This window comes from Ferrimonas lipolytica (assembly GCF_012295575.1).
Classification (GTDB): domain Bacteria; phylum Pseudomonadota; class Gammaproteobacteria; order Enterobacterales; family Shewanellaceae; genus Ferrimonas; species Ferrimonas lipolytica.
Genome location: NZ_CP051180.1, coordinates 682,355 through 703,170, shown reverse-complemented (window position 1 = coordinate 703,170; position 20,816 = coordinate 682,355). Strand labels below are relative to the sequence as shown.

Here is a 20,816-nt window from a genome sequence, read left to right as displayed (position 1 = left end):
CCTTCCTTAGTACTTACGCTCTTTCGGCGGGAAAGCTTCCCGCAGCTTCGGCGACATGTTCACTTCACGACGGCCCATCTCACCAGTACGAGGATCGTAGATGGAGTGGCACAGCCAGTTAGCGTCATCTCGGTCAGTAAAGTCTTCACGCGAATGAGCACCACGACTTTCAGTACGGAAGTTTGCTGCCTTCGCCGTTGCGATGGCGGTTTCCATTAGGTTATCCAGTTCCAAACATTCAATACGTTGGGTGTTGAATGCCTTAGAAGTGTCGCTCAGCTTAGCGCTATGTAAGCGTTTTTGAATCGCTTGCAGCTGCTCTAAGCCTTCAGCCATCGCGTCGCCTTGTCGGAATACCGAGAAGTTAAGCTGCATACACTGCTGCAAATCTTTGCGGATCTGCACTGGATCGTCGCCGTTACCATCAACGGAGTTATCCCAACGGTTAATGCGTTCAAGAGCGGCCTCAATTTGGGCTGGGGTCGCTTCTTTTGGCTCCCCCTGTGCATCCAAGGTTTCACCTAAATGCATACCCGCAGCGCGGCCAAACACCACCAAATCAAGCAGCGAGTTGCCGCCTAAGCGATTAGCACCGTGGACCGATACACAAGCTATCTCGCCAACAGCCAACAAACCGCTCACTGGGTTTTGATCTGCATCCAGTGCTTGTCCGGTAACGTTGGTCGGAATGCCGCCCATCATGTAGTGACAGGTTGGAATAACTGGGATTGGCTCTTTTACGGGGTCAACGTGAGCAAAGGTACGCGATAGTTCACAGATACCCGGCAGACGCGATTCAAGCACTTCAGCACCTAAGTGGTCTAACTTCAGCTTGGCATGGGGACCCCAAGGGCCATCACAGCCCCGACCTTCGCGGATTTCGGTCATAATTGAGCGAGCAACCACGTCACGACCGGCAAGGTCCTTGGCGTTCGGTGCGTAACGCTCCATAAAGCGTTCACCATCTTTATTAAGCAGATAACCGCCTTCACCACGACAGCCTTCAGTAACCAGTACACCTGCTCCTGCGATACCGGTTGGGTGGAACTGCCACATTTCCATATCTTGCACCGGAACACCAGCACGCAGTGCCATACCAACGCCGTCGCCGGTGTTAATGTGAGCGTTAGTGGTAGAGGCGTAGATCCGCCCTGCACCACCGGTGGCTAATACGGTTGCCTTAGCTTTGAAGTAGACGATTTCACCGGTTTCAATCTCGATTGCGGTACAACCAACAACTGCACCGTCATCGTTCTTAACCAAGTCTAAGGCGTACCACTCGGAGTAAACCTCGGTTTGGTTCTTTACGTTTTGCTGGTAAAGACAGTGCAACAGTGCGTGCCCAGTTCGGTCGGCTGCTGCTGCAGTTCGTGCAGCCTGCTCACCACCAAACTCTTTTGACTGACCACCGAACGGCCGCTGATAAACACGACCATCTTCGAAACGAGAGAATGGTAACCCCATGTTCTCCATCTCGAGGATCGCTTCTGGGCCGGTTTTACACATGTACTCAATCGCGTCTTGGTCACCGATGTAATCGGAGCCCTTAACCGTGTCATACATGTGCCATTCCCAGTTATCTTCGTGGGCATTGCCCAGCGCTACGGTGATACCACCCTGCGCCGATACGGTATGAGAACGGGTAGGAAAAACTTTAGAAAGCAAAGCACAGCTTTTGCCCTCTTTGGAAATCTGAAGTGCCGCGCGCATGCCCGCACCACCTGCGCCAATTACAATGGCATCAAACTCTTTTACTGGAATAGACACTTACACACCCCACAGGATCACTATACCGGCGAATAGGTACGCCAGTAACATCAAAATGACCACAAACTGGCCAACGGCTCGCAAGCCCGCCGGCTTAACGTAATCGGTCAGGACTTGCCATAAACCGATCCAGCCGTGAACAACAACCGCTAACAAGGTGATAAAGGTAAACACCTTCATACCGACGCCAGCGAATAACTGTTGCCACGCGGCATAATCCAGTTGTGGTGTGCACGCTAAGTAACCAACAAGAAAAATGAGGTAACTAGCAAGAATGATCGCCGTCGCACGGATCAACACAAAATCGTTGACACCACTACGTCCAATCGCGCCGGTAGTTTTTACCATAACCAAATCCCCGCTATCACTGCCATTACTGCGGTAACCGCCATACTGACCTGAGCTGACTTATTACCGCTTTCCATTGAGTCTTCGAAATAACCCATGTCCATCATTAGGTGCCGGATACCGGCACACAAGTGATACGAGAAAGCGATTAAAATGGCCCAAAGGATAAGTTTAAAAAGGAAGCCATCAAACAGATCGACAACGTAGTTAAATCCAGCTTCAGATTGGAGGGAAGTGGCTAACAGCCACAAAAGCACGGCAAGGGCGCCAAACATCACTACACCAGCGACACGGTGCAAAATAGAGGCAATTGCCGTTGCGGGAAATTGGATCTGATTCAGATCCAGGTAGACAGGTCTTTGCTTATTCACGTTCTGCTCACTCAGCTCCATTGAGCAAATAATTATCGTTTTTTTGCTCGGCTGTGAGCGTTAAGCCTATTGCCATCGCGGGCATCAAACTAGCACCTTGCCAAGCTGCCTCCACATGCGACTTAAAATCTAAATTGTCACATTTTTAACACTTAAAACTCACCCTGAGATCTGCCTTGCAAAAAGGCCGCGGTGGAGAGACGCGGCCAGTATACAAATGTGATTAAACAAATACAAACATCACACTTTAGGAATATTTGGGATTTAAACCATCCACTCTCGAGTGATTATTAATCGATAGCGAACCAAGAGGTGTTAAATACTCGTAAAAATGTTCTAATTTCTCTCAATTGGCTTTTGTGACATTCCTCACTTAAGATGACCCGGCAAAAAGAAATGGAATAACATAAGAAGTAAGGAGATTCAGCTATGGCTGAGAACGTTGCTATACTCCAGATCCCTGGTCGCGCCCCAATTGAGTTGCCGATCAAATCCGGATCTGAAGGTCAGGATGTGATCAACATCAGCTCTCTAGGGAAGCACGACCATTTCACCTTCGACCCAGGATTCATGGCTACCGCCTCTTGTGAATCAGAGATCACCTTCATTGATGGTGATAAGGGTATTTTGCTGCACCGCGGATACGCCATTGACGAATTGGCGACCAAGTCCAGCTATTTAGAAGTGTGTTACCTGTTGTTGCACGGTGAATTGCCGTCTACCCAGCAGATGAAAGAATTTACCAATTTAGTAACCAACCACACCATGGTTCACGAGCAGTTAGCCACCTTCTTTAAAGGCTTCCGTCGCGATGCTCACCCAATGGCAATCATGTGTGGCGTTGTTGGCGCATTATCAGCGTTTTACCACGATTCATTAGACGTAAATGACGAGCATCACCGCTCGGTGGCGGCGATCCGGTTGATCTCGAAGATGCCTACATTAGCGGCAATGGCATACAAATTTAACCTAGGCCAACCGTTCGTCTATCCTCGTAACGACCTGTCTTTTGCAGGTAACTTCCTCAATATGATGTTCTCGGTGCCATGTGAAGATTACGTGGTTAATCCAATTGTTGAGCGTGCTGTAGACCGGATCTTTATTCTGCATGCCGATCACGAACAAAACGCCTCCACCTCTACCGTACGCTTGGCTGGCTCCTCTGGTGCTAACCCATTCGCCTGTATCTCTGCTGGCGTAGCGTCGTTGTGGGGCCCCGCTCATGGTGGTGCCAACGAAGCGTGTTTAGAGATGCTGGCTGAGATTGGTACGGTAGACCGTATTCCTGAGTTCATCGAACGCGCTAAAGATAAGGCTGACCCGTTCCGCCTAATGGGCTTTGGTCACCGGGTTTACAAGAACTTTGACCCTCGTGCCACGGTGATGCGTGAGACCTGTCACGAAGTATTGGCTGAGTTGAATATTCAGGATCCTTTACTTGATGTTGCTATGGAGCTGGAGCGCATTGCGCTGTCTGATCCATACTTTATCGAGAAGAAATTGTATCCAAACGTCGACTTCTACTCAGGTATTATCATGAAGGCCATCGGTATTCCAACCTCCATGTTTACCGTTATTTTTGCACTATCTCGTACCGTTGGTTGGGTTTCCCACTGGCAAGAGATGTTAAGCCAACCTGGGCACAAGATCGGTCGCCCACGTCAGCTATACACCGGTGCAAAACAACGTGATTACGTCCCTGGTGACCGTCGTTAAGCAAACGCTACTCCATTAAAACCAGCCCTAGGGCTGGTTTTTTTATGTCCAAAATCAGCGAGTTTCGATGATATAAACGATTACAGCAATCTATATTTGTCAGCTAAATACCCCAACAAGCAAAATCACCACTCACTTGTACATCCAACCAACAACTGGTGATTTACATTAACAAAGTATCCCCAACTTCCAATAAAAACCAATAAATACAAAGACTAAAAAATTGGCCTGCTGTTTGCTTAAGTTGCATGTGTCGTTTACTTTGCCGGAACCGCTATCATGGATTTGAAACTGCTCCTCGCATTAACTTGTACCACTCTTGTTTGTGCTTGCACGCCGTCACCGGCTGCAGATAACGCGCTAACAAACCCGATTGATGATGTTGCCGACATTATTGCTATGCCAGTTGAAGTCGAAACCACGTTGCAAGACTCGATTTCTCACTTTTACCAAACAACCGCGGTGCTTGAAGCGCCAGAAAAAGCCCATGTCGTTGCACGGGTCAGCGGTATGGTTGAATCAATACATGTGGAGGAAGGTGAGCAAGTCAGCGCTGGGCAAGTGTTAGCCAGTATCGATCCGAAGCGATATCGGCTGGCGCTGAACAAAGCCCAAGCGGAGCTCGATGTGATTGACCAAGAGTTAGCGCGAATGAAGGCAATTGCTAACAAACAACTCGTCAGCCAAGAGGCGATGGCTAAACTCGAATTTAAACGTCAATCGGCGTTGGCTGATCGTGACTTAGCCCAGTTAGAACTGCACTACAGCCAAGTTACCAGCCCTATTGCGGGGGTGGTTGCCAGCCGTAAGGTTGACCGTGGCAATATGGCTACTGCAATGCTTACCGAGCTGTACTTCATTGTTCAACAACAGCAATTGCACGGCATTATTCACCTCCCTGAACATGAGATAGCTAACGTCAATGTCGGTCAGTTGGCCAAACTCGAGGTGGATGGCACAGCAACGCACTACAACGCAAAAGTTTTGCGAATAGCCCCAGTGGTTGATAGCAACAGCGGCACCTTAAAAGTGACGCTAGTCATCGACAACAGCCAGCACAACTTACGTAGTGGCATGCTCGCACGAGCAAAACTGCAATTTGACACTCACCATAACGCCATCATCATGTCGCGGTCAGCCCTGCTGCGCCAAGACAATGGTTATTCCGTCTTTGTGGTTAACGGCGACATGGCAGAGATCCGCGACGTTACCCTCGGCTTTAATGATGATGGCCAAGTGGAGGTGTTAACTGGATTAGCCGCAGGCGATCAAGTCGTTATTCGTGGTCAGCACCAACTAAAAGACCAAACCAAAGTCGATATCATTAATCCCGTGCGCCTCGCGGCCAGCAAATAGAGGCACTGCCAATGAGCTTAATCAAAACTGCCATTAAGCGCCCGGTAACGGTGTGGATGGGGATCCTCACCTTGGTTCTATTTGGTATGGTCGGCTTCAATCGACTACCGGTCACGCTCTTACCAGAGATGAACTACCCCACCCTGACCGTCCGAACCCTCTATGCTGGCGCCGCTCCAGCAGAACTCGAGCAGTTAGTATCTAAACCCATTGAGGAGGCGATAGGCACCGTTAAAGGGTTACGCCGGTTAAGTTCAACTTCACGTTCTGGTTTGTCCGATCTGCAGTTGGAGTTTAATTGGGGCACCAACATGGACCTGGCTGCCTTGGACGTACGAGAGAAGCTCGACGCCATTCAACTGCCTCTGGATGTCGATAAGCCACTGATTCTCCGGTTTAACCCCAACCTTGATCCAATTATGCGCTTGGGCATAAAAAGTGAAACCGACCAATTAAGCGAACTGATTGCGCTGCGCACCTGGGCTGACGACGAACTGAAGCGCCAGCTGGAAACCATCGAAGGGGTTGCCTCGGTTCGCCCTGCGGGCGGCTTGGTTCGCGAAATTCAGATTCAACTCGACCAAGATAAATTGGCGCAGCTGGCATTAACGCCAGCACAGGTGGTAGAACGGATCGGCGCTGAAAACATCAATCTGTCCGCCGGTAAGCTCAACCAAGGAAGTAAAGAGTTACTGGTACGCACGCTGAATCAATTCAATAGCGTCGAAGAACTCGCCAATATTATTATCTATCGAGAGGATGCACGGCAGCTACGCCTGAATGATATCGCTCTAGTGGTTGACGGTTATGCCGAACGAACTGACATCTCGCGGGTTGATGGTGCCAATGCGGTCGAAATCGCCATCTATAAGGAGGGCGATGCCAATGTAGTTGCAGTCGCCAAAGCGGTTAAAGCCAAGCTTGAACAGCTAAAACAGAAGCAGCAGCTTAAGCCGTTGGAGATCCTCTACGACCAATCTGAATTTGTCGCGGGCGCGGTTAAGGAGGTAACCAATGCTGCATTACTTGGTGCTGCTTTAGCAATGTTGGTGATTTTCCTATTTCTGCGCCAACTTAAACCGACCTTAATTATTTCACTTACCATCCCGGTTTCGGTCATAGCCACCTTCAACTTGATGTACTTTTCTGGCATTAGTCTGAATTTAATGTCATTGGGAGGGATAGCCCTTGCCGTTGGTCTGTTAGTCGACAATGCGATTGTGGTTTTGGAAAACATCGATAGGCATAAGCATCTGCCGCCGCCGGAAGCGGCGGAACAAGGTACTGCTGAAGTCGCAACGGCAATCACTGCATCGACCTTAACGACACTGGCGGTGTTTGTGCCGCTCCTGTTTGTGGAAGGCGTCGCCGGAGCGCTATTTGGCGATCAGGCCCTCACCGTCGCTTTCGCGCTGGTGGCGTCTCTCCTCATTGCATTAACTGCTATTCCTATGCTGGCAGGGCAAGCTAAGTGGCGCTGGCCAACCATTACCAAAGTCAGCAAAACACCAACACCGGTTAGCGGCCGCAACAAGCTAATCCATTACGGCTCTACCGTTGCTAGTTTTCCGTTTACCTTATTATTTCAGTGGCTTCCTGGTGCACTGCTGTTCGCGCTGCTATGGCTCGCTACCGTTATCAGCAAGATGCTGTCGCTGCTGTTCAAGCCTGTCGATTGGCTATTTAATCGTGGCTATCGCGCCATCGAATGGTTCTATCCTCGCCTGCTTGGAGCAGCACTAAAGCAACGCGCCTTAACACTATTGTTAGCGCTGGTTTTTACTGCTAGTGCTGGCTGGATAGCTCCTCGCCTCGGGATGGAACTGATCCCAGCGATGAATCAGGGCGAATTTTACTTAGACCTGCACTTGCCACCAGGTACAGAGGTACAACAAACCGATAGGGTCTTGGCGCAGCTAGCGCAAACCGTGCTGCCGTTAAAAGGAGTAGCCCACGCCTATTCGCAAGCCGGTAGTGCTAGTCAAATGGCCTCGTCAAGCAGCCGCAACGGCGAAAATTGGGGCCGACTGCAAGTCGTGTTGAATGACTCAACTCAGCAAGCGGCGGTAATGGCGGCATTACGACAGCATGCCCGCACTATTCCCGATCTCGAATCAGAGCTGAAACAACCTCAGTTGCTCAGTTTTAAGCAACCGATTGCGATTGAAATAAGTGGCTATGATCTGGCCCAGCTTCGCCGTGCTAGCCATCGTATTGCAACAGCATTGACCAATGATGGTCGCTTTAGTGACATCAGCAACAGCCTTCGTGACGGTCAGCCAGAGCTGGCAATCCGCTTCGATCACGCTCGGTTGGCGGCACTGGGCTTAACCGCTCCACAAGTGGCGCAACAGGTGGCTACGATGGTGGGCGGCAGCTTGGCGTCACGCTATACCTTAGCCGATCGTAAGATCGATATTCAGGTACGTGCCCTGCAGCAGCAGCGTGACCAAATTGACGATATAAGTGCATTGGTGATTAATCCCAATAGCAGCCGCCCTATCCCATTAGCTGCGGTAGCAACCATCATCGAATCCGTTGGTCCAGCGGCAATCAGTCGTATCGATCAACAACGGGTAACCATTATTAGCGCGGGCATTAATTACGGTAGCTTAAGCGAAGGGGTTGCTCACGCTAAACAATTATTGGCACAACTGCCATTAGCGCCTGGGCTAGAGCTGAATTTTGGTGGCCAAAATGAAGAGATGGAGCAATCCAGCCAGTCACTGTATATCGCCTTAGGGTTAGCGATGTTTCTGGTTTACATCGTTATGGCCAGCCAGTTCGAGTCGTTCCGACAACCACTGCTGATCTTGGCTGCCGTGCCGATGGCGCTCGCGGGCAGCGTTTTCGGCCTGTGGCTTACTGGCACGCAGTTATCGGTATTGGTGTTTATCGGTTTCATCATGCTGTGTGGCATCGTGGTGAACAATGCCATCGTGTTACTGGATCGCATTAATCAGTTACGTCTACAACAGCTGTCATTAGTTGACGCGATTGAGCAGGCTGCAGCCAATCGCCTCCGCCCAATCATCATGACCACGCTTACCACCATCCTTGGCTTACTGCCGATGTTGATAGGTTTTGGCGACGGTGCCGAGTTACGCGCCCCGATGGCAATGACGGTGATCTTTGGCTTAGGGCTGGCGACCATTTTGACCTTAGTTGTGCTGCCGGTGCTTTATGCAACCTTTATTACTAAGGAGTTGCGTCATGACTAAATTCAGCCTAACCGCTTGGGCGTTGCGTCGACCAGTTACCATCACCATGTTGTTTATCGCCATGCTGTTACTTGGCGCCGTTGCGAGTAAATTACTGCCGCTAGAGATGTGGCCTGGCTTGGACATTCCACAAATAACCGTGCAGGTGCCCTACCAAGGCAGCTCGCCGCGAGAGGTGGAACGAGAGATCACCTCAGTTCTGGAGGAGTCATTAGCCACCTTAGGTGGCGTCAAGAAGATGCGCTCAGGCTCTAACCAAGATGAAGCTTGGGTACGAATGGACTTTGCGTGGGAAGAGGATATTGGTAATCGCGTGGTCGAGGTGAGAGAACGCATCGATTCAGTCCGTCACCTGCTACCTGACGACGTAGAACGACTACTTATTTGGCAGTTTGCTACCTCTGATGCCCCTATTATGACCCTCCGCTTATCCTCCCAGCGAGATCTGTCAGCGGCGTTCGATCTGCTCGACAAACAGTTAAAGCGCCCTTTAGCTCGACTTGATGGGATCTCACGGGTTGAACTGTACGGGGTTGAACCGATGCAGATCCACATCCGCCTCTCTCCGGAGAAAATGCTCGCTCGAGGGGTTAATCAACATTGGTTAAGCTCGCAGTTACAACAGCAAAATTTTGTATTAACCGCCGGCACCGTTCGCACTGGTGAGCAGTTGTGGCAAGTATCGCAGCAGGGCGAGTTTAATAGCCTCGCCAGTATCGAGCAGTTGATGATCCGCAAGGATTTGCTACTCGGCGATATTGCCGAAATCAGTTTTAGTCAACCCGAGCCAGAAGAGGGGCGCCACCTCAATCGCGCCTATGCCGTTGGCTTAGACCTATTTAAGGAGTCTGGCGCCAACTTAGTTGAAGTGGCTGAACGAGTCAGGCCAGTGCTTGAACGGGCCCAACAAAGCCCGCAATTTGACGGCATCGAACTGTTCGTTATGGATGACCAAGCCAAAGGGGTCAAAAATTCACTCAATGACTTAGCCCAAGCCGGTGGCATTGGAGCGTTACTGTCATTCGCAGTGCTGTTTCTGTTTATCCGTAATCCATTAACCACCGCCATCATTGTTATCTCGGTGCCGTTATCGATAGCCATTACATTGGGGTTAATGTACCTGCTTGGTTATAGCCTCAACATTCTGTCAATGATGGGATTGTTACTCGCAGTAGGCATGCTTATCGATAACGCCGTGGTTGTTAGTGAAAGCGTTTTGCAACAACCTCCGGAGAATCGTCGCCAAGCCGTAATTAGCGGGGTCGATAATGTCGGCTTGGCGGTATTGGCAGGCACACTAACCACCGCTATCGTCTTTATTCCAAATATATTTGGGGTCAAAGTGGAATTGACGGTGTTCCTTGAGCACGTTGCCATCGCTATCTGTTTCTCACTACTAGCAAGCTTATTGATTTCACGCTCACTGTTACCGTTGCTGCTATTTAAGTTCTGCCACTTTGGTCAGAGTGCACAACAGTTGGAATCGACTCGTTACCGTCGCCTACTCAGCTGGACCCTATCCCACCCAAAAACCAGTGGTGCTATGGCAATAATTATCCTCGCTAGTACCGCCCTGCCGGTATCGAAGGTGAATAACGGTGACGACGAAGATGGCCAAGACCGTTTGTACATCAATTACCAGTTAGAGGGACGACATCAACTCGAATTTAGCGAAGCGATGATCAACCGGATGGAAGACTACCTCTATCAACACCAACAAGAATATGGCTTCCACTCGATTTACAGCTACTACGCCACCGATGACATTCAAACCACGCTGTTATTGAATGACGAATTACCATTGCCTCTACCAGAGCTCAAACAGAAAATTGCAGCTGGGTTTCCAAAATACGCCTTCGCCGAACCCGTTTTTGGTTGGCAAGACAACGACAACAACGGTATGAGGGTTCATCTGCGCGGTCGCTCCACCGAAACGCTGCTGGAGTTGGCAGCCGAGGTAGTGCCACTGCTGAGTAGCATCGACGGCTTGTCCGATGTTCGTAGCGATCTATCCGGTGGTCAGCAAGAATTACTCATTCGATTTGACCGACAACGATTAGCCCAACTTGAGTTGTCGTTGCAGCAGAGCGCCGCCACAGTGGCAACCGCACTGCGGGGAGAGAATTTACGCTCCTACCGCCATGATGTTAACGGTGAAATCGAGATCCGCTTACAGTGGCCCAAGCGATGGCAACAATCGCGGGCAAAGCTATCGCAACTTCCTCTAGGTAAAGTCAACGGCACCGTAGTCACGCTCCAACAAGTAGCGACGATATCGGAGCAACCGAGGTTGAACGAAATCCGCCACTTCAATCGACAAACCTCCATCGCTATTGGTGGCAACATCAACGACCGTGACTTTAACGATCTCAAGCAAGAGATCGAGCAACGGTTACAATCGATAGCATGGCCTGAAGGTTATGGTTATAGCTTTGGTGGTGGCTTTGAGTATCAAGATGAGAGCCAAGCACTGATGGCAACCAATATGTTATTAGCCGTGGTAATGATCTACATCGTTATGGCCGCGCTGTTTGAATCACTGCTGCTTCCTACCGCGGTGATCAGCTCGATACTGTTTGCCATCACTGGCGTATTTTGGACCTTCTTCATCACCGCCCAGTCGATGAGTATTATGGCGATGATCGGCATTTTGGTATTGATGGGGATCGTGGTTAACAACGGCATTGTGTTGGTTGACCAGATTAATCAACGTAAGCCACAACTAGAAACGTTGCAGCAAGCAATTATTGATGCCGCAGTTGGGCGGCTTCGACCGGTGTTAATGACGGTAGCCACCACCATCTTAGGGCTACTGCCATTGGCTTTGGGTGATACCCGCATCGCCGGAGGTGGCCCTAGCTATACGCCCATGGCAATTGCCATCATTGGCGGCCTGATTGTTTCAACCGCAACCAGCTTGTTGCTTGTGCCCTATCTCTACTTAATCCTAAGCCGCTGGCGTAATCGCTGCGCCCAAGGGGTGAGTGCCATATGGCAACGGCAACAACAACAGGTTCCCAACAGGTTAAAGTAATAGACGCAATCGCAGCAGCTTGATAAATGGCACTTCATTGCGGTGCCATTTTCAACTAAGTTGGTTATTCATTGTTCAAATGGACTTTCCAACATGCTTAACAAAATACTGCTTTTGGCGTTATGTTTTAGCGCTACCGTCAGCGCCGATCGCTTTGCCGAGGTCAACATTACCGCCACCGAAGTTGCCCCAGGGATCCATATGCTTACCGGTGCCGGCGGTAACATTGGAGTCAGCAGCGGTACCGATGGCGTACTCATTATCGATGACCAGTTTGCTCCGCTAGCCCAACGTATTGTCGAGGCACTAACGCCATTACAACCAGATGCCGCCGGCAAACCCAAATTCATTATCAACACCCACCATCACGGTGATCACACCGGCGGCAATGGCCATTTTGCCCAGCACGGCACCGTGTTTGCTCACCACAACGTGCTTAAGCATCTGCAACAAGATAGCAAGGTTAATCCGTCTGCTTATCCGGTAGTGACCTACAACGATGGGATCACCTTTCATTTTAACGACCAAGATATCGAAGTGGTCCACCTAGGCGTTGGCCATACCGATGGCGATTCACTAGTGTGGTTTAAACAACACAATGTAATTCACATGGGCGACCTGTTTTTTAAAGATACCTTCCCGTTTGTTGACCAAGCCCACGGCGGCAGTGTCCGCGCTTATATCAACCGCGTTGACGAGGTGTTGGCTAGTGTCGACAACAATACCAAGATCATCCCTGGTCACGGCGAATTAGCGAACAAAGCTGATCTAGAACAATTTAAAACCATGTTAAATCAATCGATAACGTGGGCAGAATCTATGCAGAAGCAACCAAAGGCAGTATGGTTAGAGCAAGGATTACCGCAACACCTGCAATCATGGAGCTGGCGTTTTATTACTGAGGAACGCTGGATTGAAACCCTTTGGACGGAACTGAACGGATAACACTATGCTGATGCAACTGGCGCTATTTCTTGCTGCCTCTTTAGTTATTGGACTCACCCCGGTCTATGTCGGCGCACGAGTCTTACGCACCGGCAACCCCAGTTTTATTGGGGCCGTTATCGGTATAGTCGCGGTGCTAGCCTTGCAAGATATGGCATTTAAGCTAATCGACGACACTCAGTTTGCGTGGCTAGCCAGCATCTTTGCCGGAGCATTTGCCGTCAGCTTAGTTTTAGATTGCCCATACTGGAAAGCCGTCATTGTCTGTGTATTCATTATTTTGATCCAATTGGCCGCAACCAGCATCCTGTTAGAAGACACCCCTGCTCCAGAACGCCTTAACTACCTAGTAACCGAAACTCAAAAAGAGCTATGGCCCGACTATAATTGACGCCGCTCTCACTAGGATCAAAAAGAGCACCTTAGCGGTGCTCTTTTTATTGTTACTTAGTGTTTAGCTCAGAATAGCTTGCACTCTGGCTAAATCTTCAGCGGTATCAACCCCGGCAGGCGGTGGCTCAATCGCCTCAGCGACATGAATTTTTTCACCTTGATAGAGTACTCGAAGTTGCTCTAGCGACTCAATCTGTTCGAGCGGACTAACCGGCCAGCGAATGTAATCGCGAATAAAGCCAGCACGGTATCCGTAGATCCCAACGTGGCGCAATGCACCTGGGCTTACCCCAAGCTGTTGGTTAAAGCTGTCACGGTCCCATGGAATGGCTGCGCGTGAGAAATAGAGTGCATAGCCTTCTTCATCGCACACAACCTTGACCGCATTAGGATTGTGCATCTCTTCTGCGTCGGCAATAGCCACCGCTAACGTCGACATACGCGCTTTACTGTCGGTTAGGTTTGCCGCTACCTGACTGATATTGGCCGCAGGGATCAACGGCTCATCCCCCTGTACATTCACCACGATGGTGTCGTCACTCAGTTGCAGCAACTCAACCACTTCAGCCAGGCGCTCAGTACCGGACTGGTGATCTGCTGAGGTCATCAGCACTTCACAGCGGTTACCAAGGGCAGCAACAACACGTTGGTCATCGGTTGCAACCACAACGCGAGCGGCACCGGACTGCTTAGCACGGTCAACAACGTGAGCGACCATCGGCTTACCTGCTATCTCTGCAAGAGGCTTACCTGGCAGGCGGCTGGAGCCATAACGTGCAGGGATAACCGCAACAAAGCTCATTAGTCGTTACTCTCTAGCGGCGTTGCTCGGTCTTCTAACAACACTGGGATCCCTTCATCAATGCTGTATACCAAGCGATCGGCACGACAGATCAAACGCTGACCGTCACGATCATATTCCAGCTTTCCCTTGCACACTGGGCAAGCGATGATTTCCAACAACTTATGATCAAACGCCATTGAGCTTTTCCTTCAGTAAAGTCAAAAAGTGACTATCAAATTTTTCGCCCAAATTAGCACTGACAGGTAGGTAATACCAGTTGTGCTGGGCAAAGTCGCGACACTTAACCGCATCTTTTTCTGTCATTAATAACGACTGCTCAGCGGATACCAGCGGCATCAACATCTCAGCACTGTAAGGCATATGATCAACGAAGGCGTGGCATTGTACCGGACGTAAACCGAGCTCAGCGATCGTATCAAAAAATCGAGGGGGATGACCGATTCCAGCCATCGCCACCATCTCCCCCGCAGGAGTCGCAGCACCGCTGCCATCGACCTTAAGCCAATCTGCGGGTTGAAGCTTCATCAGCCACTCCCCCGATTGCGCTGTACCGCCATTGCAAATAAGCAAATCACAGTACTGGAGGCGACCGACGGACTCGCGCAGTGGACCCATCGGCAATCGCAACCCATTACCAAAGCGGCGAACACCATCAATCACCGCCACTTCAATAGTACGCCCAAGCCGATAGTGCTGCATGCCATCGTCGCTAATTAAGATATCGACCAACCCCGAATCAATCAGCAGCTTGGCAGCAGCAACACGGTCAGAGCCTACGGCCAACGGCACTTGGCTCCGCTGAGCCATTAATAATGGTTCGTCACCACAGAGCTTCGGATCGCTGTTGCTGTCAACCAACATCGGATGCTGCTTGCTGTCGCCACCGTAGCCGCGACTGATGATCCCCGGCCGGTAACCACTGCGTTGCAGTAGCTCAGTGAGATACAACACCGTTGGCGTTTTACCGTTACCGCCAACACTAATGTTGCCAACCACGACTACCGGTACATCAACCTCAATTGAGGATTTGACACCAGCAGCAAACAACCAACGCCGCAACGCGCTAATGCCAATAAACAGAAGCGTTAATGGAGCCAATAACCACAGCAGCGGATGACCGTGTTGCCATGCTCGTTCAAACCATTGCTGCACTAGAGACCACCTAAACCGTTATTCACCGAACTGCATCGCGTGCAACTGAGCATAAGCACCCTGCTTAGCCAATAACTGCTGGTGAGTGCCGCGCTCAACGATTTCACCCTTATCCATCACCACAATCTCATCGGCTTTCTCAATAGTAGAAAGGCGGTGGGCAATAACGATAGAGGTACGACTGGCGGCCAGACGATCCAATGCCGACTGAATCACCCGCTCAGACTCAGTATCTAGTGCGGAAGTGGCTTCATCCAAAATCAAAATTGGGGTATCACGTAAAATAGCTCGAGCAATGGCGATGCGCTGACGTTGACCTCCGGAGAGCATCAACCCATCTTCCCCCACCATGGTATCTAGGCCTTCAGGCATATCGTTAGTGAACACCAATACATGCGCCGCCTCAGCTGCTGCTTCAATCTGAGCACGAGTAACCGCTTCATCACAGGCATAAGCAATGTTATTGGCAATGGTGTCGTTAAACAGCACCACTTGCTGCGACACAATCGCCATCTGCTGCCGGAGACTGGCCATGGTGAGCTCGCGAATATCGACATCATCGATGGCGATTGAGCCTTGATTGATCTCATAAAATCGAGGCAACAGATTAGACAAGGTCGACTTACCAGAACCAGAACGACCAACTAACGCCAGCGTTTTCCCCGCAGGTACCGATAGATTGACCTGTTTCAATACCGGTCCTTCAGAACTTGGGTACTGGAAGGTTAAGTCGTTAACTTCAATCTTACCGTCACTACGACCCAATGTTTTGGTGCCAGTATCGTCAACTTCCGGCTCATCCAATACTGCAAAGATACTTTCGGCGGCGGCAACACCGCGCTGAAGCTGCACGTTAACCTTAGTCAGCTGCTTAATTGGTGTCATCAGTGCCATCATCGAGCCAATAATTACCACAAACGAGCCTGGAGTAAGGCTGTTTAAGATCGATGGAAAACTGGCCACAAACAACACCACACTCAAGCCAATGGCAGCGATAATTTGAATCAACGGTTGGCTTAGAGCTGAGGCCGCAGACAGCTTCATGTTTTGCTGCCTAGTGCGATTACTGGCCTTAGTAAATCTTTTTAATTCAACTTCCTGCCCACCAAAAGCCAGCACATTCTTATGGCCCTTTAACATCTGCTCGGAGACAGTGGTAACCCCTCCCATGGCTCCTTGAATTCGCTTAGACACTGCTCGGAAGCGTTTGCTTACGGTGCTAATCACCAACGCAATAATAGGGCCAATGAGGAAGAAGATAGCCGACAGCTGCCAACTTTCCCAAAACATGATTGCCAACAAGCCTATCAGGGTGAAACTGGCGCGAACGATAATGATCAAACCACTGGAAGAAGCCCGTGACACCTGTTCGGCATCATAAGTGACTTTGGAGATCAAATCCCCGGTAGAGTTAGAGTCAAAGAAGCTCACCGGCAACCGTAGATACTTGCCAAAGATCTCTTGTCGCATATTGTGGATAACGTTTTGGCTCACCCAAGCAAGGCAATAAGTTGAGACAAAGTTAGCGATACCGCGAAACAGAAACAGCCCTAAAATCACCAGCGGCGCAAAACGCAAGGTTGCCGGATCACTTGCAGCAAGGCCGTTATCGATTAACGGTTTAATCATATAAACCAGCGACGCATCAACAACACCATAAACGGCCATACCGATGATGGCCGCAAAAAATCCGGATTTGTATTGGCGAACGTATGGCCACAACCGCTTGAAAGTTGCGCGAAAGGCGCCTGTTTTTCCTGAACTCATGTCAGTACTTCGTTGCTTAGAAAGTCGCTCATTCTACTTTGCCCGTGGTTCGATACCAAATTTTGCGTGCACTACTGCTGGTTATACCACCAAGGAAACCAATTACGCCGATATGTTTCGACTAAAATTTCGCCACTACCATGAAAATTAAATTGAATCTGCCCCTGTTGGCCACTAGTCCAAAGGGTAGAACCAAGTTGGCGATAACGCTGAATTACCTCGCTTTTAGGGAAGCCCCAACGATTATTTCGGCCCGCGGCAAAGACCACATGAGTCGGGGCAGTGCGTGCGACAAAAGCAGCAGAGCTTGAGGTATTGGAGCCATGATGCGGTGCAATGAGCACATCTACCTTACTGTCCCGCGTAGCAGCCAACCAAGCCTGCTCACCGTCTTTCTCAATATCACCGCTAAGCAATAATCGATGGGTTGCTGACTCAATAAGCAATACGCAAGAGCCATCATTGCCGTCAGCCTCAGCTTGAAACCAAGATAGCGTGAGCTGCCCCCACTGACTGGGACCTTGTTGGCAACGGTCACCGCCGTGGCCGATATGCAGGTCGATTGGTACCTGCTCTTTAAGCCAGCCCATTCCGCCAGCATGGTCATTGTCGCCATGACTAATCACCAATGTATCGACCTGTGCAATACCGCGCTGTTGCATCAGCGGGTAGATAGCATTTTTTGCATAGCTGAAGCCACTGGGGAAACCGGCACCGGTATCGTAAAGTAACACCTGTTGTTGATGGGTTATCAATAACGCCAGCCCTTGACCGACATCAATCACGTCGAGCTGCCATTGCGGTACCGGTAAACGCCACCACATAAGCGCACTCATCAGTAGCACCCCGCTGCAGAGCCGCCACTGCGCCACCAATTGATAAAAAGCCACTGCAATAGCCAAAGCCAACAAGCACAATGGCCAAACCATGCTACTGGCTAAAAAGCCAAAACCCACAGTGAGTTCAGCTGCAAATTGAGCCACCTCTGCAATCGGCCACAATAACCAATCAGCAAGCTGCAACCAACTCGACGGTAAGCCAATGAAATAGGACAGGCTCAATAGCAAACACAGCGGCAGTACCAACAATGAAAAATAGGGAAGCAACAAGATGTTGGTCCACACCCCATGGAATGAATAGGTGCCAAACCACACCCCTTGGAGCAAACACATCAGTAGTGTCAACACTATTTGTAAGCGGAAAAACCAGCCTAACTGACGTAGCCGTGTTGTTGGCCGTGGACACCACCACGCAAATAATAAGATAGCGCTTACAGCGCCAAAGCTAAGCCAAAAACCTGCGGCCATGGAGGCCAAGGGCTGCACTAGCAACACCAGTGCCGCAACGCGCAGGAGCAGCTCCCACGGCCGAGCTTGCCGTCGAACCCACAGCAGCAACAGCGTAAACACCACTGCCACCGTAGCTCGTAGTGTTGGTAACTCCATCCCCGCCAACCAGCCATAACCAATAGCGGCCATTGCGGTTGCTAGCCATACCAGCGCCAAACCATGCCCTCTAGCATCGGCAAAGAAGTAACGCCGAATCCAATTGAGCCCAGTAAACACAGCCCCTGCCATAATAGATAGATGCAAACCCGATATAGCCAACAGGTGAATCAGGCCAGCTTTACGCATCTGTTGCCAGCGTTCGTCGGTTACGCTGCGATCGTCCGCCAACACCAATGTGCGGATCATGTCTCCTTGAGGTAACAAAGCGGTTGCCGCTGCTAGGCGCTGTAACAACTCACCACGCCAATGCGCTTGCAACCTGAGAAGCTCCCCCCGGCGGACGTAGCCGCTGGCGACCACATGGCGCGACAGAAGATGCCGGTATCGATTAAAGCCGCCTAGATTAACAACCCCACTAGGGGGCTTCAGTTTCACCTCTAACCGATAGGTTTGGCCTAGTTGCAGCGGTGGTGGCCGATGCCAGCTCAACTCGACCGTTTTGCTGACATACCACGGCAAGGTTTGATCATTGACTGACTCGACCAACCAATGGTTACGCTGGTATAGTTCGTCGCTGTTCGGGGCGGAGTTTAGTTTCGCCACTACGACCATCTTTCCTAACGGAATAGGGTGGTCGGTGCCGCTAAGATGGTGGCACCAAAACTGGCCATACAACAAGCCTGCAGCAAAACCGAACGAGATAGGAAAGCGCCGAAGCAGCCAAAGTGCGGGAACGCCAACAACTAATACCGGGAGCGGAGCCAGTGCGGGCCAGACGACCACTGTCGCTAAAGCACTTATCCATCCCAGCAATATTCGATTGGACTTTGGGTATAAGGTGACGTTGTAACACATGCCAAGAAGAACATTTAAACGCATCATGCCTGATCCAGAGCAGTTGAGGCAGCATAAGTATTTGAAGCTGCTGGGGCCATGGATGCAACAAGCCAACATATGGCATCTAAACCGACGCTCAGCCTCCGGCGCGTTAGCCTTGGGCGTATTAGTGTGTTGGGTGCCAATCCCCTTTCAGATGTTATTAGCGGCCTTTAGCGCAATATTATTTGGGGTGAACCTGCCTTTAGCAGTGGCTACAGTGTGGATTTCAAACCCAATCACCATGCCAATTATGTTCTACAGCGCCTACGCATTTGGCGTATCCATCTTAGGAATAGAACGGACTGACTTTAACTTTGAGCTCAGTTGGCAGTGGCTGGCAGAAAGCATTCACTCTGTCGGCCCGCCGATGCTTTTAGGCTGCGCGATGCTTGGCATTATCAGTGCAGCATTTACTTACTTTATAATCAATAGCTTGTGGAGATATGGCATTCTATTTAACTGGCGCAAACGGCAAAAAAACCGAGCTAAGCGATACAGTTAATCTCAACAAGATATAAAAATGGCAGCCACTAGAGCTGCCATTTTTTAGGCTGTGTACCAATTAAGTGTTGTTCTTTCTAATACAGTTAAAGCATCGGCTAGGCGAGTTTTGGTACAAGGGGAAAGCACTACCGCCGTTGATCTTCTGCCGCATTGGAGCAGTCCAGCGAAGCGCTTTGGACTGCGACCTAAGGCAAGGGGGATTCCAAAGGGGGCGAAGCTCCCCCTAAAAGCACCGCAATCGATGAAGCCGAAGACTTAAGATAAACTTCAACAGCTAACTACGACACAGCCATTTTTTATGCGTTGCAAGCACCCTGCTTAACTCAATCTACCCGTTTCGGCGTTCTTGTCGGTAAAGGCTCGTCACCAATAACGTACTTAGGTAAACACACCTTATAGATAGGACAGCGGTTACAGCCTTTCAGAGCCGCCATTGGGCACACCGCAGGCACATCATTCTTTTTCGCATTAGGTTGGTTGTTCATCGCATCACTCCCTGTCGATAGACTACATTGGAAAACAACAGGGCTGAGTATGCCAACAAGATAACTCCCAACCCTTGATCAGCAACAACATTGCGCAAGGTTTAGGCAAAAATGAACAATTTAACTCAAATCTAGTTAGGTAAGCAGCAATGACAACAGCTGGCCAGAACCCGCCCTAGCGACTCAGCTGAAGAGCCCCCCGCCGCTACCAACAACTACGGCAACCCAAGGCTGCCGTAGTTTCGATTCTCGTGTTCGTTAGAACAGACACGCTGGGCTGTTAGGTGCGATACAATACCTTGATGATATGAAAGCCAAATTTGGTTTTTACTGGACCAATTGGCTTCAAGATAGCGCCGGTAAATACCGCTTTATCAAAGGCTGGCACCATATCACCCTTACCAAATTCACCAAGACTACCGCCCTTCTTACCCGATGGGCAGGTCGAGTGCTTCTTCGCGAGAGTTTGAAAGTTCGCGCCCTTTTCTAACTGAGTAAGCAATTCTTTGGCTTTCTCTTCATGTTTTACCAAAATGTGTAACGCTGCTGCTGTGCGAGCCATCAGGGGTCTCCTCGTTAAGCGAGCCGAAAAAATTGCGCGGATCCTATCAGTCTTGCCCCATTA

General features: G+C 50.2%; 17 protein-coding genes. 7 read left to right on the top strand and 10 right to left on the bottom strand.

Going from position 1 to position 20,816, the window contains the following annotated elements; translation table 11 throughout:
- Nucleotides 1-6 precede the first annotated feature (6 nt).
- From sdhA to sdhC, 3 genes are read right to left on the bottom strand one after another with little or no spacing between them, the layout of a single operon-like run.
- Nucleotides 7-1,767: a succinate dehydrogenase flavoprotein subunit gene (gene sdhA / locus HER31_RS03330; RefSeq protein WP_168659261.1), complete on the bottom strand. Its 1,761-nt coding sequence runs from the start codon at nucleotides 1,765-1,767 to the stop codon at nucleotides 7-9.
- Entirely contained in the window at nucleotides 1,768-2,115 is a 348-nt protein-coding gene (sdhD, locus tag HER31_RS03325) for a succinate dehydrogenase, hydrophobic membrane anchor protein (protein ID WP_168659260.1), read from the bottom strand. It lies immediately after the preceding gene.
- Complete coding sequence (gene sdhC, locus HER31_RS03320) at nucleotides 2,109-2,507, bottom strand: succinate dehydrogenase, cytochrome b556 subunit (protein ID WP_168659259.1); 399 nt, start codon at nucleotides 2,505-2,507, stop codon at nucleotides 2,109-2,111. Before sdhC ends, sdhD begins: the two co-directional genes overlap by 7 nt.
- A 408-nt stretch (nucleotides 2,508-2,915) precedes the next feature.
- On the opposite strand from sdhC, the gene HER31_RS03315 reads away from it, so the two are divergent.
- The 6 genes from HER31_RS03315 (at nucleotide 2,916) to HER31_RS03290 (ending at nucleotide 13,149) form a co-directional block, all read left to right on the top strand.
- Entirely contained in the window at nucleotides 2,916-4,202 is a 1,287-nt protein-coding gene (locus tag HER31_RS03315) for a citrate synthase (RefSeq protein WP_168659258.1), read from the top strand.
- Nucleotides 4,203-4,481: 279 nt separating this feature from the next.
- Nucleotides 4,482-5,558, top strand: a complete 1,077-nt coding sequence (locus tag HER31_RS03310) for an efflux RND transporter periplasmic adaptor subunit (protein WP_168659257.1) — start codon at nucleotides 4,482-4,484, stop codon at nucleotides 5,556-5,558.
- Between the two features lie 11 nt (nucleotides 5,559-5,569).
- On the top strand, nucleotides 5,570-8,779 hold the full coding sequence (locus HER31_RS03305; RefSeq protein WP_168659256.1) for an efflux RND transporter permease subunit: 3,210 nt from the start codon (nucleotides 5,570-5,572) through the stop codon (nucleotides 8,777-8,779).
- Nucleotides 8,772-11,813, top strand: coding sequence for an efflux RND transporter permease subunit (locus HER31_RS03300; protein ID WP_168659255.1), 3,042 nt, complete (start codon nucleotides 8,772-8,774; stop codon nucleotides 11,811-11,813). The genes HER31_RS03305 and HER31_RS03300 overlap by 8 nt, the downstream gene beginning before the upstream one ends.
- A gap of 93 nt (nucleotides 11,814-11,906) precedes the next feature.
- Nucleotides 11,907-12,758: an MBL fold metallo-hydrolase gene (locus tag HER31_RS03295; protein ID WP_168659254.1), complete on the top strand. Its 852-nt coding sequence runs from the start codon at nucleotides 11,907-11,909 to the stop codon at nucleotides 12,756-12,758.
- Between the two features lie 4 nt (nucleotides 12,759-12,762).
- Nucleotides 12,763-13,149, top strand: coding sequence for a hypothetical protein (locus HER31_RS03290; RefSeq protein WP_168659253.1), 387 nt, complete (start codon nucleotides 12,763-12,765; stop codon nucleotides 13,147-13,149).
- 63 nt (nucleotides 13,150-13,212) lie between these two features.
- Here the strand turns inward: HER31_RS03290 and kdsB are convergent, their stop codons facing one another.
- The 5 genes from kdsB to HER31_RS03265 form a co-directional block, all read right to left on the bottom strand.
- Nucleotides 13,213-13,953, bottom strand: a complete 741-nt coding sequence (kdsB, locus tag HER31_RS03285) for a 3-deoxy-manno-octulosonate cytidylyltransferase (RefSeq protein ID WP_168659252.1) — start codon at nucleotides 13,951-13,953, stop codon at nucleotides 13,213-13,215.
- A complete protein-coding gene (locus HER31_RS03280) occupies nucleotides 13,953-14,132 on the bottom strand; it encodes a Trm112 family protein (protein ID WP_168659251.1) in 180 nt (59 codons plus the stop codon). Before HER31_RS03280 ends, kdsB begins: the two co-directional genes overlap by 1 nt.
- On the bottom strand, nucleotides 14,122-15,108 hold the full coding sequence (gene lpxK, locus HER31_RS03275) for a tetraacyldisaccharide 4'-kinase (protein WP_168659250.1): 987 nt from the start codon (nucleotides 15,106-15,108) through the stop codon (nucleotides 14,122-14,124). Before lpxK ends, HER31_RS03280 begins: the two co-directional genes overlap by 11 nt.
- An 18-nt stretch (nucleotides 15,109-15,126) precedes the next feature.
- Nucleotides 15,127-16,875, bottom strand: coding sequence for a lipid A export permease/ATP-binding protein MsbA (gene msbA / locus HER31_RS03270; RefSeq protein WP_168659249.1), 1,749 nt, complete (start codon nucleotides 16,873-16,875; stop codon nucleotides 15,127-15,129).
- Nucleotides 16,876-16,946: 71 nt separating this feature from the next.
- Nucleotides 16,947-19,205: a DNA internalization-related competence protein ComEC/Rec2 gene (locus tag HER31_RS03265; protein WP_168659248.1), complete on the bottom strand. Its 2,259-nt coding sequence runs from the start codon at nucleotides 19,203-19,205 to the stop codon at nucleotides 16,947-16,949.
- On the opposite strand from HER31_RS03265, the gene HER31_RS03260 reads away from it, so the two are divergent.
- Complete coding sequence (locus HER31_RS03260) at nucleotides 19,177-19,704, top strand: DUF2062 domain-containing protein (RefSeq protein ID WP_168659247.1); 528 nt, start codon at nucleotides 19,177-19,179, stop codon at nucleotides 19,702-19,704. The two genes, HER31_RS03265 and HER31_RS03260, sit on opposite strands and share 29 nt — an antisense overlap.
- 325 nt (nucleotides 19,705-20,029) lie before the next feature.
- Here the strand turns inward: HER31_RS03260 and HER31_RS03255 are convergent, their stop codons facing one another.
- Together HER31_RS03255 and ppiC are read right to left on the bottom strand one after the other, a co-directional pair.
- Nucleotides 20,030-20,191: a hypothetical protein gene (locus HER31_RS03255; RefSeq protein ID WP_168659246.1), complete on the bottom strand. Its 162-nt coding sequence runs from the start codon at nucleotides 20,189-20,191 to the stop codon at nucleotides 20,030-20,032.
- Nucleotides 20,192-20,471: 280 nt separating this feature from the next.
- On the bottom strand, nucleotides 20,472-20,753 hold the full coding sequence (gene ppiC / locus HER31_RS03250) for a peptidylprolyl isomerase PpiC (protein WP_168659245.1): 282 nt from the start codon (nucleotides 20,751-20,753) through the stop codon (nucleotides 20,472-20,474).
- Nucleotides 20,754-20,816: the final 63 nt, after the last annotated feature.